General features: G+C 72.0%; 14 protein-coding genes. 9 read left to right on the plus strand and 5 right to left on the minus strand.

The annotated features are described in order from the left end of the window. Positions 1-65 precede the first annotated feature (65 nt). Positions 66-1,655, plus strand: coding sequence for a FadD3 family acyl-CoA ligase (locus tag MB828_RS43490; RefSeq protein ID WP_301652968.1), 1,590 nt, complete (start codon positions 66-68; stop codon positions 1,653-1,655). A 65-nt stretch (positions 1,656-1,720) separates the two neighbouring features. Here MB828_RS43490 and MB828_RS43495 read toward each other — a convergent pair whose 3' ends face one another. Together MB828_RS43495 and MB828_RS43500 are read right to left on the minus strand one after the other, a co-directional pair. Then, the gene (locus tag MB828_RS43495; RefSeq protein ID WP_301652969.1) at positions 1,721-1,945 is read right to left on the minus strand and encodes a hypothetical protein; all 225 of its coding nucleotides are present in this window, start codon (positions 1,943-1,945) and stop codon (positions 1,721-1,723) included. A 194-nt stretch (positions 1,946-2,139) separates the two neighbouring features. Beyond that, positions 2,140-5,091: an AfsR/SARP family transcriptional regulator gene (locus MB828_RS43500; protein WP_301652970.1), complete on the minus strand. Its 2,952-nt coding sequence runs from the start codon at positions 5,089-5,091 to the stop codon at positions 2,140-2,142. A 254-nt stretch (positions 5,092-5,345) separates the two neighbouring features. Between MB828_RS43500 and MB828_RS43505 the strand changes: the two genes are divergently transcribed. The 7 genes from MB828_RS43505 to MB828_RS43535 all read left to right on the plus strand — a co-directional run bounded on the left by MB828_RS43505 (position 5,346) and on the right by MB828_RS43535 (position 13,544). Then, positions 5,346-6,593, plus strand: coding sequence for an amidohydrolase family protein (locus MB828_RS43505; RefSeq protein WP_301652971.1), 1,248 nt, complete (start codon positions 5,346-5,348; stop codon positions 6,591-6,593). Next, positions 6,575-7,510 (plus strand): LLM class F420-dependent oxidoreductase, encoded by a 936-nt coding sequence (locus tag MB828_RS43510; protein ID WP_301652972.1) that lies wholly within the window; start codon positions 6,575-6,577, stop codon positions 7,508-7,510. The genes MB828_RS43505 and MB828_RS43510 overlap by 19 nt, the downstream gene beginning before the upstream one ends. Positions 7,511-7,522: 12 nt before the next feature. Beyond that, a complete protein-coding gene (locus MB828_RS43515; RefSeq protein WP_301652973.1) occupies positions 7,523-8,293 on the plus strand; it encodes an SDR family NAD(P)-dependent oxidoreductase in 771 nt (256 codons plus the stop codon). 93 nt (positions 8,294-8,386) lie between these two features. Next, positions 8,387-9,505: an LLM class flavin-dependent oxidoreductase gene (locus MB828_RS43520; protein WP_343236249.1), complete on the plus strand. Its 1,119-nt coding sequence runs from the start codon at positions 8,387-8,389 to the stop codon at positions 9,503-9,505. Between the two features lie 100 nt (positions 9,506-9,605). Beyond that, complete coding sequence (locus MB828_RS43525; RefSeq protein ID WP_301652975.1) at positions 9,606-11,336, plus strand: N-acyl-D-amino-acid deacylase family protein; 1,731 nt, start codon at positions 9,606-9,608, stop codon at positions 11,334-11,336. Next, positions 11,333-12,793 (plus strand): aldehyde dehydrogenase family protein, encoded by a 1,461-nt coding sequence (locus tag MB828_RS43530; protein WP_301652976.1) that lies wholly within the window; start codon positions 11,333-11,335, stop codon positions 12,791-12,793. Before MB828_RS43525 ends, MB828_RS43530 begins: the two co-directional genes overlap by 4 nt. A 196-nt stretch (positions 12,794-12,989) precedes the next feature. Next, positions 12,990-13,544 carry a DUF3455 domain-containing protein gene (locus MB828_RS43535; protein ID WP_301652977.1) on the plus strand — a complete coding sequence of 185 codons (555 nt, stop codon included), beginning with the start codon at positions 12,990-12,992 and terminating at the stop codon, positions 13,542-13,544. Between the two features lie 21 nt (positions 13,545-13,565). Here the strand turns inward: MB828_RS43535 and MB828_RS43540 are convergent, their stop codons facing one another. Beyond that, positions 13,566-13,979, minus strand: coding sequence for a cytidine deaminase family protein (locus MB828_RS43540; protein WP_133026567.1), 414 nt, complete (start codon positions 13,977-13,979; stop codon positions 13,566-13,568). Positions 13,980-14,022: 43 nt separating this feature from the next. Beyond that, positions 14,023-14,409 carry a nitroreductase/quinone reductase family protein gene (locus tag MB828_RS43545; protein WP_133026566.1) on the minus strand — a complete coding sequence of 129 codons (387 nt, stop codon included), beginning with the start codon at positions 14,407-14,409 and terminating at the stop codon, positions 14,023-14,025. A 218-nt stretch (positions 14,410-14,627) separates the two neighbouring features. Here MB828_RS43545 and MB828_RS43550 point away from each other — a divergent pair, with 218 nt between their 5' ends. Next, positions 14,628-16,277 carry an alkaline phosphatase family protein gene (locus MB828_RS43550; protein WP_301652978.1) on the plus strand — a complete coding sequence of 550 codons (1,650 nt, stop codon included), beginning with the start codon at positions 14,628-14,630 and terminating at the stop codon, positions 16,275-16,277. 155 nt (positions 16,278-16,432) lie between these two features. Here the strand turns inward: MB828_RS43550 and MB828_RS43555 are convergent, their stop codons facing one another. After that, positions 16,433-17,287 carry a serine hydrolase domain-containing protein gene (locus tag MB828_RS43555; RefSeq protein WP_301652979.1) on the minus strand — a complete coding sequence of 285 codons (855 nt, stop codon included), beginning with the start codon at positions 17,285-17,287 and terminating at the stop codon, positions 16,433-16,435. Between the last annotated feature and the right edge of the window lie 83 nt (positions 17,288-17,370).

A 17,370-nucleotide genomic window follows, 5' to 3' on the forward strand; every position in this document is an offset into this window, starting at 1 on the left:
CTCCACGGCTCTCGCGGCTTGCTGACAGGCCGTCAGGCTACAGCTAATCTGACGGACAGTCAGCTATGCGTCCGGGGAGGCCGGTTGTGCGCGGTGACAAGGAGTGGGGGACCGTTCCGGGGCTGGTGCGGTCGGCGGCGAGGCGGTACGCGGACGCCGAGGCGGTGGTGGACGGCCGGACCCGGATCAGCTACGCCGAACTGGGTGCCCGTGTCGAACGGTCGGCGGCCGCCTGCCTGGCCGCCGGCGTCGGCACGGGCGACCGGGTCGGCATCTGGGCGCCGAACTCCCTGGAGTGGATCGTCGCGGCGCTGGGCGCGGTGTCGGCGGGCGGGGTGCTGGTCCCGCTGAACACCCGCTTCAAGGGCGCGGAGGCGGCGGACGTGCTGCGTCGCAGCGGGGCCCGGCTGCTGTTCGTGACCGGTACGTTCCTCGGCACCTCGTACGTGGCGTCGCTGCGCCGGGCGGCGGGGGAGGGGACCGGGCCCGGTCCGCTGCCCGGCCTGCCGGACCTGCGGGACGTGGTGGTGCTGGCCGAGGACGCGCCCGCCGACTTCCGCACCTGGAAGGACTTCCTGGCGGCGGGCGAGGGCGTCGGGACCCGCGAAGTCGCTTTGCGGGTTGCCGAGTTGGACGGCGACTGCCTGTCGGACATCGTCTTCACCTCGGGTACGACCGGACGCCCCAAGGGCGCGATGATCACACACGCGCAGACCCTGCGGGCCTACGAGGTGTGGGCCGACCTGGCGGGTCTGCGCGCCGCCGACCGCTACCTGATCGTCAACCCCTTCTTCCACACCTTCGGTTACAAGGCCGGGGTGATCGCCTGCCTGATGCGCGGCGCGACGATGATCCCGCAGCCGGTGTTCGACGTGGCGACGGCCCTGGCCAACGTGGCCGCGGAACGGGTGTCGGTGCTGCCCGGCCCCCCGACCCTCCACCAGTCCCTCCTGGACCACCCGGCACGCGCCGCCCACGACCTCTCCGCGCTGCGCCTGGTGGTGACCGGAGCCGCCGTCGTACCCCTGCGGCTCGTGGAACGCCTGCGCGGTGAACTCGGCGTCGAGACGGTCCTCACCGCCTACGGCCTCTCGGAGGCGAGCGGGATCGTGACCATGTGCCGCCGGGGCGACGACCCGACGGTGATCGCGTCGACGTCGGGGCGGGCGATACCCGGGACGGAGGTGAGGGTCGACGAGACCGGGGAGGTGCTGGTCCGGGGCTTCAACGTGATGCGCGGCTACTACGAGGACCCGGCGGCGACGGCCGCGACGCTGACACCGGACGGCTGGCTGCGCACCGGCGACGTCGGGATCCTGGACGCGGCGGGCAACCTCCGCATCACCGACCGGCTGAAGGACATGTTCATCGTCGGCGGCTTCAACGCGTACCCGGCGGAGATAGAGCAACTGCTCGGCCTGCACCCGGACGTGGCCGACGTGGCGGTGATCGGCGTACCGGACGCCCGTCTCGGCGAGGTCGGCAGGGCGTTCGTGGTCCGCCGCCCGGGCGCCCTGCTGACCGCCGACGACCTGATCGCCTGGTCCCGCCGCGAGATGGCGAACTACAAGGTGCCACGGACGGTGGAGTTCGTTGCGGAACTCCCGAGAAACGCGAGCGGGAAGGTGGTGAAGGGCGTACTACGGACCCGCTGAACACACCTCGGCCGCGGCGGCTCCCCCTCGGCGCCGCCGCGGCCGGTGTTCCCCCTGGTCGTGGTTCAGCCCGCGGCCTCGGTGGTGGCGTGGTTCTCCAGCAGCGCCTTCTCCGCACCGGTCGCGTGGTTCTCCAGCGCCACGACGTCCTCGGTGTCGGTGGTGCTGTTCTTCAGCAGTGCCTTCTCCGCACCGGTCGCGTGGTTCTCCAGCGCCACGACGTCCTCGACGTCGGTCGCGTGGTTCTCGTCGGGCGTGGTGACCGACTGGCTCGTCTTCTCGTCGCTCATCGGTTGTGCTCCTCTGCGTGAAAGTAGGCAAGGCCTGTCCGGCAGCTCCCCCGGGTGCCGCCGGACAGGCGCGGCGGCCGTCACCCTAATGGGTGGGCCTGCCGTGTCGATCCGCCTGCCCCCCGACGCGCCGGATCGATGAATCGAGAATGGCGTGTGGCGATAAACGAACGATGAACGCGTGACGGCGCAGGTCAGGCAGCGGCCGTCGGTTCGAGCAGAGCGCGTACCTCGTCGGCTTCGTGGGCACCCAGTTGCTCGAACACCGTCAGCGCCTCGCGCCAGCAGGCACGGGCCCGGTCGGAGTGTCCGATGTCGCGCAGGCTGCGGCCCAGGACGGTGAGCACGTTCGCGTGCCGCCACTCACCGCCGATGCCACGCAGCAGGGACAGTGACTGCTCCGCCATCGTGGCGGCCTGGGCAGGGCGGTGTGCCCACAGGTGCACCTCCGCCATACGGAAGATGGTCATGCCCTCCCACAGACGCTGCCGGCTCTCCTGGAAGACGCTCAGGGCGTCGTCCAGGCAGTCCAGGGCCTGCTCCGGCTGTCCGGCCTGGGTCAGGGCGAGTCCCAAGGCGTACCGGGCGTTCGCGCCTCTGAGGGTGTGCCCGAGAGTGTCGTAGATCGCCACGCCCTCACCGGCCAGCCGGACCGCCTCGGCGACGCGGCCGGTGGCCAGTTGGATGCGGGACAGGTTGCACAGGGCGCTGGCCTCGCCCGGCCGGTTGCCGTCGGCGCGGTAGTTGGCGATGGCCAGGTTCAGGTGGGCCTCGCCGTCGTGGTGGCGCCCCTGGTAGAGCGCGATGATCCCCCGGTCGTTCGGTGTCACGCCGCTGGGCAGCGGATCCCTGGTCGCCGCAGCCAGTTTCATGGCCTGCGCGGCTTCCTCGTCGGCCAGATCGAATCGCCCGGCGACGATGTGGACGTTGGTGATCGCCATCCGGGCCCGGCCCTCGGCCAGCGGATCTGCCTGGGTCTGGGCCGCGTCTCGCACAGCCGTGGCCGCCACCTCGTAGTCACGCGCGTTGGCACCGGACTCGGCGAGGTCCTTGACCACCCACAGCAGGTCGATCGCGCCGCGCAGCCTGCCACGGCGGACGGACTGCCGCGCACAGGCCAGCAGGCAGTCGGCCTCGGCGTACAGCCAGTCCAGTGCCGCCCGGTGGCTCGTGAAGGAGAGCCCGGGGTACCCGGTCGGCTCCAGGTGCTCCACGGTCCGGTCGCCCGGGCGCTCGATCGCGTACACCCCCGCCGCCGTGGCAAGGTAGAAGTCCAGGAGGCGGGACAGGGCCGCCTCGCGTTCGCCCGGCGGCTGTTCGTCGCGTTCCGCGCACGCGCGTGCGTAGAGGCGGACCAGGTCGTGCAGGCGGTAGCGGCCCGGTGCCGCCGACTCCAGGAGGGAGGTGTCGACCAGGGACTCCAGCAGGTCCTCGGTCTCCTCCGACGGGAGCGCGAGGACCGCCGCGGCCGCCGCCAGCGAGATGTCCGGGCCGTCCGCCAGGCCCAGGAGGCGGAACGCCCGTGCCTGGGCCGGTTCCAGCTGGCCGTAGCCCAGTTCGAAGGTCGCCTTCACCGCCAGGTCGCCGGCCTGGAGTTCGTCGAGGCGTCGGCGTTCGTCGGCGAGCTTCGCCGCCAGCACCGACACCGTCCAGGTGCGGCGGGCCGCGAGGCGGGACGCGGCGATGCGGATCGCGAGCGGGAGGAAGCCGCAGGCGGCGACGACGTCCAGGGCCGCCTCACGCTCCGAGGCCACCCGCTCCTCGCCGACGATCCGCGTGAAGAGCTGGAGCGCCTCGTCGGGGGACATCACGTCCAGGTCGACCAGATGCGCCCCGGCCAGGTCGACCATGCGGACCCGGGAGGTGACCAGGGCCGCGCAGCCCTCGGTACCCGGCAGCAGCGGGCGTATCTGAGCCGCGTCCTTCGCGTTGTCGAGCAGGACGAGGACCCGGCGGCCGTCCAGGACCGAGCGGTACAGGGCCGCGCGGTCGTCGAGGGAGTCGGGGACGGCGGAGTCCGGCGTGCCCAGGGCGCGCAGGAAGGAACCGAGGACCGTCTCCGGCTCCGCCGCCTGCGCCCCGGCGCCCTGGAGGTCGACGTACAGCTGGCCGTCCGGGAAGGCGGCCCGCGCCTGGTGGGCCACGTGGACGGCGAGGGTGGTCTTGCCGACGCCCCCGATGCCGGCCAGCGCGGACACGGCCATCACCCGGCCCTCCGCCGAGGCCAGCACCTCGCTCAGCTCGGCGACGAAGGCGGAACGGCCCGTGAAATCGGGTACGGTCGCGGGGAGTTGGGCGGGGCGCACCGGTGCGGCCGGCGGTGCGGCCGCGGGGGCGGAGGGCTCCGCGAGGGCCGGGTCGGCCCGGAGGATCCGCTGCTGGAGCTCGCGCAGGCCGGGACGCGGGTCCACACCCAGTTCCTCGGCGAGCAGGCGGCGGGTGTCGGCGTAGACCGCGAGGGCCTCCGCCTGCCGGCCGCTGCGGTACAGGGCGAGCATGAGCAGTTCGCGCAGCCGCTCGCGGAGCGGGTGGGCCGCGGTCAGCGCCGTCAGTTCGGACACCGCCTCCGCGTGGCAGCCCTGCTCCAGGTCCATGTCCAGCCGGGACTCCAGGAGTTGCAGACGCCACTCCTCCAGGCGGACCCGCTGCGCGTCGGCGTACGGGCCGGGGACGCCCGCCAGCGGTTCGCCGTCCCACAGGGCGAGCGCCCGGTTCAGTACGTCACGGGCCTGGGACAGGTCTCCGGCGCCCCGCGCCTTCTCCGCCTCCGCCGCCAGGTCCTGCGCGGCGGCCAGGTCCAGGGCGCCCTCGCCGAGCCCCCGTACCGCGTACCCGCCGGACTCGCTGACCAGGACCCCGGGGTCCAGGATCTTGCGCAGCCGGGAGGCGTAGGTGCGGACCGCCGCCAGTGCCTGCGACGGCGGTTCGGCGCCCCACAGCGCGTCGATCAGCTCGGCCGCGGTGGCCGTACGGCCCTCGCGCAGCAACAGGGCGGCGAGCAGCGCGCGTTGCTGGGGGGAGCCGGTGTTGAGCGGCTCCTCCGCACGCCAGGCGCGCACCGGACCGAGCACGCTGAAGCGCACCGCCGCCGCCTCCGCCGCGGAGGAGGGGCGCCGCTGCTCCGGTACCCGCGGTCCACCGTCCATGCCCGTCCCCCTAGAGACCCGACTCACCCCGTCAGTTTGCCTTGTTCAGGTGGGTTGCGTCAGCCGGGCGAGACACCGATCACAGGGCGACACGCGGTGGTCCACGGAGTCTTCACACCGTGACGGCCGCCATGAGCAGGCCGGACGGAAGACGGAACGATTCTTCCGAGGGCTCCGGCGGACCCGGACGGGCGCCTGATGAACCGTCACTCCCATAGCTGACGGTTCGTCAGATCAGCGCTACCGTGAGCGCCATGGACACCCGTGACGACATCCAGGACGGCACCCTCCCGCTGATCATCTCCGTCGACGACCACACCGTGGAGCCGCCGGACGTCTGGCAGTCCCGCCTCCCGAAGAAGTACCTGGACACCGGACCGCGCATCGTCCGCGCCCCGCTGCGTGACATGAGCTTCCTCGGCGGCCGGTTCAAGCCCGTGATGGGCGACCCGGGCGAGGACGGCCCGATCGGCGACTGGTGGATCTACGAGGACCTGCACCGCCCTCTCACCCGCCTCGACACCGCGGTGGGCTACTCCCGCGACGAGATCAAGCTCGAGGTGATCACGTACGAGCAGATGCGGGCGGGCTCCTGGGACGTGCCGCGGCGGCTCGCCGACATGGACGTCAACCACGTCCAGTCCGCCCTCTGCTTCCCCACCTTCCCGCGCTTCTGCGGGCAGACCTTCACCGAGGCCGCGGACCGCGAACTGGCCCTGCTCTGCGTCCGGGCCTACAACGACTGGATGGTGGAGGAGTGGTGCGGCCCGCAGGCCCGCGGCCGCCTGATCCCGCTGACCCTCATCCCGCTCTGGGACGCCGGACTGGCCGCCGCCGAGGTCCGCCGCAACGCGGCCCGCGGGGTCCGCGCCGTCGCCTTCTCCGAGATACCCCCGCACCTCGGGCTGCCCTCCGTCCACACCGACGCCTGGGACCCCTTCCTCGCCGCCTGCGACGAGACCGGCACGGTCGTCGCCATGCACATCGGCTCCAGCAGCAGGATGCCGTCCACCTCCGCGGACGCCCCGCCCGCCGTCGGCTCCACCATCACCTTCGCCAACTGCTGCTTCTCGATGGTCGACTGGCTGATGAGCGGCAAGTTCGAACGCTTCCCGAACCTGAAGGTGATGTACGCGGAGGGCCAGATCGGCTGGATCCCCTACATCCTGGAACGCGCCGACGTCGTCTGGGAGGAGAACCGGGCCTGGGGCGGGGTCGCCGACAAGGTCACCCGGCCGCCCTCCGAGCTCTTCGCCGGGCACGTCTACGGCTGCTTCTTCGACGACGCCTTCGGCCTGAGGAACCTCGACTCCATCGGCCTCGGCAACGTCCTCTACGAGACCGACTACCCGCACTCCGACTCCACCTGGCCGAAGTCCCGGGAGGTCGGCGAGGCCCAGATGGGCCATCTCGCCCCGGACGTGGTGGAGCGGATCGTACGGGGCAACGCGATCGACCTGCTGGGCCTCACCCCGGAGGGTCTGTGGGGCGGTCCGCGGTGATCGACTACGGCATCCAGCTCCCCGTCCAGTCCCAGTCCACCCTCTACGCGGAGCGCTGGGAGGCCGGGGCGGGCGCCGCCGACCTGGTCGAGATCGCGCGGGCCGTGGACCGGGCTGGCTTCGCCTACCTCGCCGTCTGCGACCACGTGGCGATCCCGCACCGGCTGGCCGACGCGATGAGCACCGTCTGGTACGACCCGGTCGCCACCCTCGCCCACCTGGCCGCGGTGACGGAGCGGGTGCGGCTGCTCAGCCATGTCGCCGTCGTGGGCCTGCGCCACCCGCTGCTCTCCGCCAAGCAGTACGCGACCCTCGACCACCTCTCCGGCGGACGGCTGATCCTCGGGGTCGGCGCCGGGCATGTCCGGGAGGAGTTCGAGGTGCTGGGCGTGGACTTCCGGCAGCGCGGCGCCGTGCTCGACGAGGCGGTCGACGCGCTGCGGGCGGCCCTGGGACCGGACGAGTTCCCCGCCCACCACGGCAAGTTCTACGACTTCGAGGGGCTCGGCCAGCGGCCCCGGCCCGCACAGGCGCGGGTACCGGTGTGGATCGGCGGGTCCTCGCCGGCGGCCGTGCGCCGGGCCGCGCTCAAGGGCGACGGCTGGCTGCCGCAGGGTGATCCGAGGGACCGGCTGCCGGCCCAGATCGACCGGCTGCGGCGGCTGCGCGCGGAGGCCGGGATCGAGGAGCCGGTCACCGTCGGCGCGATCACCGAGCCGCTGTACGTCGGCACACCCGGCTGGGACGTGGGCCGCCGCACCCTCAGCGGCGGCCCCGACGCCCTCGCCGAGTCGCTGCGGGCCTACGGCGCGCTGGGCGTGCACCAGGTCCAGGTGCGGTTCCGCAGCCGGAGCCGCACCGAACTCATCGACCAGATAGAGGCGTTCGGGGCCGAGGTAGCGCCCCGCCTGATCTGAGGAGTGCGTGGCATGGGCAAGCTGGACGGGCGGGTCGTCATCGTCACCGGGGCGGCCCGCGGGCAGGGCGAGCAGGAGGCGCGGCTCTTCGTGGCGGAGGGCGCGCACGTGGTCGTGGCGGACGTCCTGGACGACCTCGGCGAGGCGCTCGCCAAGGAGATAGGGGCGCGCTACGTCCACCTGGACGTGGGTGTGGAGCAGGAGTGGCAGGCCGCCGTCGCCGCCGCGAAGAAGGCGTACGGGCGGCTCGACGGGCTGGTGAACAACGCGGGCATCCTGCGCTTCAACGCCCTCGTGGACACCCCGCTCGCGGAGTTCATGCAGGTCGTGCAGGTCAACCAGGTCGGCTGCTTCCTCGGCATGAAGACGGTGGCGCCGGAGCTGGCCGACGGCGGGACCATCGTGAACACGGCCTCCTACACCGGGCTGACCGGGATGGCGGCGGTGGGGACGTACACCGCGACCAAGCACGCGGTGCTCGGGCTCACCCGGGTCGCCGCGCTGGAGCTGGCCGACCGGGGGATCCGCGTCAACGCGATCTGCCCCGGCGCCATCGACACCGCGATGTCCAACCCGGCGCGGCTGGACCCGGACGCCGATCCGGCGGAGATGAGCCGGGCCCTGGACGAGCTGTACCGCAAGCTCGTGCCGCTCGGGCGGATCGGGCGCGCCGAGGAGGTGGCCCGGCTGGCCCTGTTCCTGACCTCGGACGACTCGTCGTACATCACCGGTCAGCCGTTCGTGATCGACGGGGGATGGCTGGCCGGCGTCAGTGTCATCTGACGGCTCGTCAGCTATTGACCTTTCTGACGCTACGTCAGAAAGTGCCTAGGACTCATAGGGACCACCCACCTGGACTTGGGACGGTGAACCGCCTTGGAATTCGGGCTCTTTGTACAGGGATACGTGGGCAAGCGCGCCGAGACCGACCCGCTGGCCGAGCACAAGGCACTGATGGAGGAGACCGAGTACGTCATCGAGGCGGACAGGTCCGGCTTCAAGTACGCCTGGGCCTCCGAGCACCACTTCCTGGACGAGTACTCGCACCTCTCCGCGAACGACGTGTACCTGGGGTACCTGGCCCACGCCACCGAGCGGATCCACCTCGGCTCCGGGATCTTCAACCCCCTCGCCCAGGTCAACCACCCGGTGAAGGTCGCCGAGAAGGTGGCCATGCTCGACCATCTCAGCGGCAACCGCTTCGAGTTCGGCAGCGGGCGGGGCGCCGGCTCCCACGAGATCCTCGGGTTCATCCCCGGGGTGACCGACATGAACTACACGAAGGAGATCTGGGAGGAGACCATCGCCGAGTTCCCCAAGATGTGGCTCCAGGACGAGTACGTCGGCTTCCAGGGCAAACACTGGCAGCTGCCGCCGCGCAAGGTCCTGCCCAAGCCGTACGGGAAGTCCCACCCGGCGATGTGGTACGCCGCCGGGTCGCCGCCGTCGTACGCCATGGCGGCGAAGAAGGGGCTCGGGGTTCTCGGGTTCAGCATCCAGAAGGTCTCCGACATGGAGTGGGTGCTGGAGCAGTACAAGACGGCGATCGTGAACGCCGAGCCGGTCGGGGACTTCGTCAACGACAACGTGATGGTGACGACAACCGCGATCTGCGCGCCCACCCACGACGAGGCGATCCGGATCGCGGCCTCCGGAGGGCTGCACTACCTGCCCTCGCTGGTGTTCCGGTACCACGACACCTTCCCGCGGCCCGAGGGGTTCCCGGTGTGGCCCGAGACGCTGCCCGAGTACACCCCCGAGTTCGTCGAACTGCTCGTCGAGGAGGAGCTGCTGATCTGCGGCGACCCCGACGAGGTGCTGCGGCAGTGCAAGCGGTGGGAGCAGGCCGGGGCCGATCAGTTGAGCTTCGGGCTGCCGGTGGGGGTGCCGAAGGAGGAGACGCTGCAGACGATCCGGTTGATCGGGGAGCACGTGATTCCGAAGATCGACACGGATCCGGTGCACCGGACTACGCGGTTCCGTCAGGGGGCTTGAGCGTGCGCCGGCGGGTGCGGGTGCGGGTGCGTGGTGGCCTGTCGCGCCGTTCCCCGCGCCCCTAGGCAGGCAGTCGTGCCGCATACCAGGAGGTGAGCCCATGCTCGATCACGTCATCAAAGGGGCGTCTGTTGTCGACGGCACCGGCGCGCCCGCCTTCGTCGCCGACGTCGGTGTCCGTGACGGGCGTATCGCCGTCATCGGGACCGTCACCGGGGAATCCCGTACCAGCGAGGACGCCACGGGGCTCGTGCTCGCTCCCGGGTTCGTCGATCCGCACACGCACTACGACGCGCAGCTGTTCTGGGACCCGTACGCGACCCCCTCCCTGAACCACGGGGTGACCACGGTCGCCGCCGGGAACTGCGGGTTCACCCTCGCGCCCCTCAACCCGGCCCGGCCCGACGACGCCGACTACACCCGGCGCATGATGTCCAGGGTCGAGGGGATGTCGCTGGTCGCCCTGGAGGAAGGGGCACCCTGGAGCTGGAACTCCTTCGGGGAGTACCTGGACGCCCTCGAAGGACGGATCGCCGTCAACGCCGGTTTCATGGTGGGGCACTGCGCCCTGCGCCGGTACGTGATGGGCGCCGACGCGGTGGGCGGACAGCCCAGTGAGGAGCAACTGAACCAGATCGTAAGGCTGTTGCACGAGGCCATGGACGCGGGGGCGTGGGGCTTCTCCACCACCCAGTCCAGCACCCACTCGGACGGGGACGGGCAGCCCGTGGCCTCCCGGCACGCACGCCCCGCCGAACTGCTGGCCCTCGCCAAGGCCGTCGGGGAGCACGAGGGGACGCAGATCGAGGCGATCGTCGCCGGGTGCCTGGACCAGTTCAGTGACGCCGAGATCGACCTGTTCGCGGAGCTGAGCGCGGTGGCCGGGCGGCCCCTGAACTGGAACGTGCTGACGGTGGACGCCGCCGTGCCCGAGCGGGTGCCCCGGCAGCTCCAGGCGAGCGAGCGGGCCCGGAAGGCGGGCGGCAGGGTCGTGGCGCTGACCATGCCCATCCTCACGCCGATGAACATGTCACTGGGGACCTTCTGTGCACTGAACCTGATCCCCGGATGGGGGCCGGTCCTCGGGCTGCCGGTCCCCGAGCGGATCGAGAGGCTGCGCGATCCCGAGGTGCGCGCCGGGATGCTGGAACGCGCCCGCTCCAAGGAGGCCGGGGTCTTCCGGCGGCTGGCGAACTTCGGGCGGTACGTCATCGGGGACACCTACAGCGAGGCCAACGCCGGGCTCACCGGGCGGGTCGTGAACGACATCGCGCAGGAGCGCGGGCAGGACCCCTTCCACTGCCTGGTCGAGATCTGCGCCGCCGACGGTCTCCGCACCGTCCTGTGGCCCATGCCCACCGACAACGACCCCGCCTCCTGGGCGCTGCGCGCCGAGACCTGGCGGCACGAGGACGTCCTGCTCGGCGGGTCCGACGCGGGGGCGCACCTGGACCGGATGTGCGGGGCACCGTACACCACCCGGTTCCTCGGGGACTGTCTGCGCGGCCGGAAGCTGCTCGGTCTCGAACAGGCCGTGAAGATGCTGACCGACGATCCCGCCCGGCTCTTCGGACTGCGGGAGCGCGGACGGATCGCCGAGGGCTTCCATGCCGACCTGGTGCTCTTCGACCCGGAGCGGATCGCCGCCGGCCAGGCCACCCTGGTGCACGACCTGCCGGGAGACAGCCCGCGGCTGGACTCGAAGGCGATCGGCGTGCGCGCGGTCTGGGTCAACGGCGTCGAGGCCATCCGGGACGACGTGGTGAGCGGGGCCGTACCCGGGACGGTGCTGCGGTCCGGGCGGGACACCAGGACGGTGAGCACCCGGTGAGCGAAACGGCCGGCCGGCAGCGGCTGTTCCTCGGGGGCGCCTGGGTCGAGCCGGACGCCGGGCACTACGCGGTGATCGACCCGGCGACCGAGGAGACCGTCGGCTGGGCGCCCGAGGCCTCCGAGGAGCAGGTGCTGGCCGCCTGCGCCGCCGCCCGGGAGGCGTTCACGGCCTGGTCGCGGACCCCCGCCGCGGAACGGGCCGCGGTGCTGGGCCGGGCCGCCGGAATCATCCGGGAGCGGACGGGGCCGTACACGGAGCTGGCGCGGGCGGAGACCGGGGCGACCACCGGGACGGCGCGGGCGATGCAGGTGGGGGTGGCCGTGGCCCGGTTCCGGCGGTACGCGACCGTCGAGCCCGCCGAGTGGGCGATCCCGCCGCAGATCAACGAGGCCGGCCCGATGGGGAAGGCCGGGGTGATGGGCGCGCTGGCCGTACGGCAGCCGGTCGGGGTGGTCAGCTGCATCACCTCGTACAACAACCCCTGGGCCAACCCGGCGGGCAAGGTCGCGCCCGCGCTGGCCATGGGCAACACGGTGGTGGTGAAGCCGGCCCCGCAGGACCCCCTGTCCGTCTACCGGATGGCGGAGGCGCTGGAGGCGGCGGGCGTCCCGCCGGGCGTGCTGAACGTGGTCTCCGGCCGGTCCACCGCGGTCGGCGAGGCGGCCGTCGCCTCCCCGGACGTCGACATGGTCAGCTTCACCGGGTCCACGGCCGTCGGGCAGCGCATCGCCGAGGTGTGCGGGCGGGACATGAAACGGCAGTTGATGGAGCTGGGCGGCAAGGGCGCGGCGGTCGTCCTCGACGACGCGGACATCGGCTCGGCGGTCGCCGGGATCGGCACCACCTTCTCCTTCTACAGCGGACAGATCTGTACGGCGCCCACCCGGGTGCTGGTGCAGCGCGGCCTGTACGACCGGCTGGTGGCCGGACTCGCCGCGTACGCGGGCAGGTTGACGGTGGGGGACCCGGCGGCGCCGGACACGGTGGTGGGACCGGTCATCTCCGCCGAGCACCGGGCGCGCGTCGAGTCGTACGTCGAACTCGCCCGCAAGGAAGGGGCGACGGTGGTGGCGGGCGGTGAACGCCCGTCGCTGGAGCGGGGTTTCTATGTCGCGCCCACCCTCCTCGCCGACTGCGGCAACGACATGCGGGCGGCCCGCGAGGAGATCTTCGGCCCGGTCGTCTCCGTCATCCCCTTCGACGACGAGGAGGAGGGCATCGCCCTCGCCAACGACTCCGACTACGGCCTCATCGACTACGTCTGGTCGGGGGACGTGGCCCGTGCCTTCCGGGTGGCGCGCCGGCTGCGGGCCGGCGGGGTCGGGATCAACACGGTGGGCCGGAACATGGAGGCGCCGTTCGGCGGGTTCAAGAAGAGCGGGGTGGGCCGGGACGTCGGCTCGTACGCGCTGCACGCCTACAGCGAGGTACAGGCGATCGTCTGGCCGGGATGAGGTGACAACCGGCTTGCCGCGACTGCCCTTTGGGACCGCCGGGGCGTCCCGTGCGGGCAGGGATCGGCCGATCGGCCCCGCGGGCGGCGCCGGGTCCGTAGCGTCCGGGGCACAAGGGGGACGGCCGGTTTCCGGTTGATCGACGTCCGGCCGGCCCCTCCCTGGACACGCATCACCATTCTTCGGAGACAGCTCCATGAAGCTCGCCAAGAGAATCGCCCTGACCTCCACGGCCGTCGCCGCCGCGGCCGCCGCCACCCTGCTCGGCACGACCGCCGTCCAGGCCGCGTCGGCACAGCCCGTCCGCATCCCGGCCGTCCACGCCCCCGCCGCGCTCGCGGTGCCCGACGGCAACAGGCTGACCGGCGTCTACTCCGCGCACGGCGTGCAGACCTACACCTGCACCGACGGCGCCTGGAAGCTCCTGGAGCCCGCCGCCACCCTCTCCGACAAGCGGGACCGCGCCCACCGCCCGGTCGCCCTGCACTCCCGCGGCCCGGTGTGGGTGTCCACGGTGGACGGCAGCGCGGTGAACGCCTCCGCCGTCGCCACGTCCGCCAAGGAGGGCACCATCCCCGAACTCCTCCTGAAGGCCACGGCCACCCGCGGCACCGGGACGTTCGAGGGCGTCACCTACGTCCAGCGCCTGGACACGGAAGGCGGTGTGGCCCCGGCCGCCGCGTGCACCGGCACGGACCAGGTCTCGGTGCCGTACTCGGCGACGTACGCGTTCTACAAGGCGGCGAACTGAGCCGGTGCCGAGCCGCGGGGTCTACCCGGCGTCCAGCTGGTGGTCGGCCCAGACGTAGCTCGCGGGCAGCAGGTCCGAGACGGGGACGCTTCGGACGCGGCCGTCCTCCCCGACGATGACCTTGATGGCGGGGAAGTAGTCGAGAAGTACCTGACGGCACCGACCGCAGGGGGGAACGATCCCCCGGTCGCGGTCGCCCACGGCGACGATCGTGTCCAGTTCGTAGGCTCCCTGGGCGGCCGCGGCGCCGATGAGGACGAGTTCGGCGCAGGGTCCTCCGGTGAAGTGGTAGGCGTTCACCGCGGTGACGATCCGGCCGTCCCGGGCGCGGCCCGCGGCCGCCATGGTGTGGTTGTCGCCCCGGCAGCGGGTGCGGGCGACATGCGCTGCGGCCTCGACGAGTTCCTGGTCGGCGGGGTGGGTCTGCGTGGTCATCTTCTCAGCCTTCGTCACAGGGCAGCGGTTCTCTGGTGCGGCACTAGTCGGTGAGGTCGACCCGGATCGTCAGCAGCTGGGTCCCCAGCAGCTTCACGGCCGCGCTGTTGCCCTTCGGCAGGGTGCGCAGCCGGGCGACCGGGTCGTCGTCGGGCAGCAGGTGGGCGGTGCCGTGGTGCCACCGCCCACCGATCCGCACCCGCACCCGGGGATCGGCCTGGATGTTCCGCACGTACTGCGACTTCACCCCGAACTCCGACACCAGCCAGAAGCTGTCCCCGACCCGCTTCCCGCCCAACGGCGTCCGCCGGGCCTGCCCGGACACCCGCCCGGTGGTCTCCAGCAGCGTCTGGAAGGGCATGAGCCGGGTCAGCGGGTTGGCGACGTGCCGCTGGAAGGCGGTGGTGATGCGGAATCTGCGGTCGGACATCGTTCCTCTGTCTCCGAAGTGGGCTAGGGGCCGGTGGGCTTCGCGGGCTACGGGCCGGTGGGCTTTGCGGGCCACCGGCCGGTGGGCTTTGCGCGCCGACATGACGTTCTTTGACAGAATCGGGCACGCAGGTCCGGTTCCGTACACGTTCTCCTTCTCGAATGTCGGTGCGTCACCCGCAGGGTCACGAGCTCCGCACAGTCTCGAGGAGAACCCCCGTGTTCCGACACCCCCTCCGTCCTGCCGCGGCGGCCGCCGCCGCGCTCGCCGCCGTCGGCGGTCTGACCGCCGCGACGGCCGGTCCCGCCTCGGCCTCCCCCACGCCCCGTTCCCGGCACGTCCTGCTGCTGTCGGTCGACGGCCTGCACCAGTCCGACCTGGCCTGGTACGTGGCCCGGCACCCGCGTTCCGCGCTCGCCCGCCTGGCCGGCGGCGGCGTGGAATACACCCACGCGAGAACCACCGTCCCCTCCGACTCCTTCCCCGGCATGGTGGGACAGCTGACCGGCGGGGACCCGGGCGTCACGGGCGTCTACTACGACGACACCTACAGCAACGCCCTGCTCCCGGCCGGCACCACCGACTGCGCGGGCGTCAGGCCGGGCGCCGAGGTCGACCTCACCGAGGACCTCGACAAGGACCAGAACTCCCTCGACGCGGGCCAGGGCCTGACCGGCCTGCCCGGCAGCATCCTGGACATGACCGGTGACGCGGCCGCCCTCATCGACCCGGCGAAGCTGCCCGTCGACCCGAAGACCTGCAAGCCGGTCTACCCGCACTCCTACCTCAAGGTGAACACGGTCTTCGACGTCGCCCGCAAGGCGGGGCTGCGCACCGCGTGGTCGGACAAGCACGTCGCCTACGAGATCCTCGACGGGCCGTCCGGCGACGGCATCCAGGACCTGTTCGCCCCCGAGATCAACAGCCAGGCCGTCGGCCACCCGGCCGGCCAGGACTGGACGAAGGACAACGCGGCCACCGAGCAGTACGACGCCTACAAGGTGAAGGCTGTCCTCAACGAGATCGACGGCCACGACCACAGTGGCACCCACAAGACCGGCGTACCCGCGGTCTTCGGCATGAACTTCCAGTCCGTGTCCACCGCCCAGAAGCTGCCCGCCTCCGACGGCCTGACGGGTGGTTACACCACGCCCGGCACCCCCGGCCCGCTGCTCGCGAAGAACCTCGGCTTCGTCGACCAGGAGGCCGGGGCTCTCCTCGACGAGATCCACCAGCGAGGCCTCGACGGCAGCACGACCGTCATCCTGTCCGCCAAGCACGGCCAGTCGCCCACCGACCCGAAGGCACTGACCCGCATCGACGACGGGCCGTTGCTCGACGGGCTGAACGCCGCCTGGAAGGCCGCCCACCCCGGCGCCGGCGACCTGGTCGCCCACGCCGTGGACGACGACGCCATGCTGCTGTGGCTGAGCGACCGGTCCCAGGCCGCCACCGAGTTCGCCAAGGCCTACCTGCTCGCCCGGTCCGGCACCGGCACCGGCATCGACGGAGCCGCCAAGCCGTTCACGGCGAGCGGCCTGAAGACCGTCTACGCCGGTGCGGCGGCCGCCCGCTACTTCCACGCCAGGCCCGGCGACTCGCGCGTGCCCGACGTGTTCGGCGTCAGCCGGTACGGCGTGGTCTACACCGGCGGCAAGGGCAAGATCGCGGAGCACGGCGGAGCAGCCGCCGACGACCGGGACGTGCCGCTCGTCGTCTACGGCGCCGGCACCCCGCACGACGTCCGCGTAGACGCGCCGGTGCGGACCACGCAGATCGCGCCGACGATCCTGCGGCTGCTCGGCCTGGACCCGCGCGCCCTGGACGCCGTCCGCATCGAGCACACCCGGTCCCTGCCGGTCCGCTGACCAGTCCCGGAACCGGCACCGTCGGCCGCGGCCCCGGCCGACGGTGTGGGCCCCGGCCCCGGCCGACGGTGTGGGGGTGTGCCGGGACGTACGCCGAAGGAGCTTCTCCTCTGCTCCCCGAACCGCGCTGAGCATCCGCCGGCGGTGCGTACGACTCACTCGTCCTGAAGTTCGACGGTGTTGCTGGGTGCGGTCTGCTGCAGGACCTCGATGCCCAGTTCGTCGGTGCGGTCTGCTTGTCCGGTGAGCCGGTGCACCACTACCCATCTGCCGTCCGGCACGGCGCCGGCGAAAACGGAGGCGTCACCGGTGGCGCCGTTGTGCCAGAGCACGGTGCCGGATCTCTGCCAGGACAGGGCGGGCTCTCCCAGTTTCCGGTCGACGAGGAGGGCGACCACCAGATCGGCGGCGGCCCGCGGGGTGGCCCAGAGGCCTCCGGCGGGCAGGATGGCGCCGGTCATGGTCCAGGGGCGACGTGGGCGGCCGAACAGCCCGCGGCTGTGCAGGCGTCTGTCCGGCGGAGGAGTGCCGGTCACCTCCGTGACGTCCAGAGGGGCAAGGACATAACGGTTCAGGAGGTCCTGGTAGGACATCCCTGTGGCGGAGGTGAGTGCGGCTCCGAGGATGGCGTACCCGAGGTTGGAGTACTCCTCGGTGTGGCCGGGGGCTGTGGTGGTGAGGGTGTCCAGTCCGTGAAGTACGGCGTGCAGGGCGGCATCGTCGAAGGCGGTGTAAGGGTCTCGCCGGTTCAGGTGCGGGGGCAGCCGTGGCAGTCCGGAGGTGTGCTGGGCGAGATGCCTCAGGGTGATGCCGGTACCCCGCGGTACCGGGAGGAGCTCCTCCAACGGGGCATCCAACTGAAGCACCCCCGTCGCAGCCAGCCGGGCCAGCACGGTTCCGGTGAGCGGCTTGCTCAGAGAGCCGATCTGGACGTACGAGTCCAGGGCGTGTCCATGCTGGACCCGGGGGGCTTGGCCGCTGCTGAGGACGCAGGTGGGAACAGGGCGCACGGCACGCTCTCCGTAGGGATCGTTAGATGGTGGGTGAGGAGGAGCCCGACGCCGACTCCCGTGCTCCTTCGGCACGCATCTCG

This window comes from Streptomyces arenae (assembly GCF_022343545.1).
Taxonomy (GTDB): domain Bacteria; phylum Actinomycetota; class Actinomycetes; order Streptomycetales; family Streptomycetaceae; genus Streptomyces; species Streptomyces humi.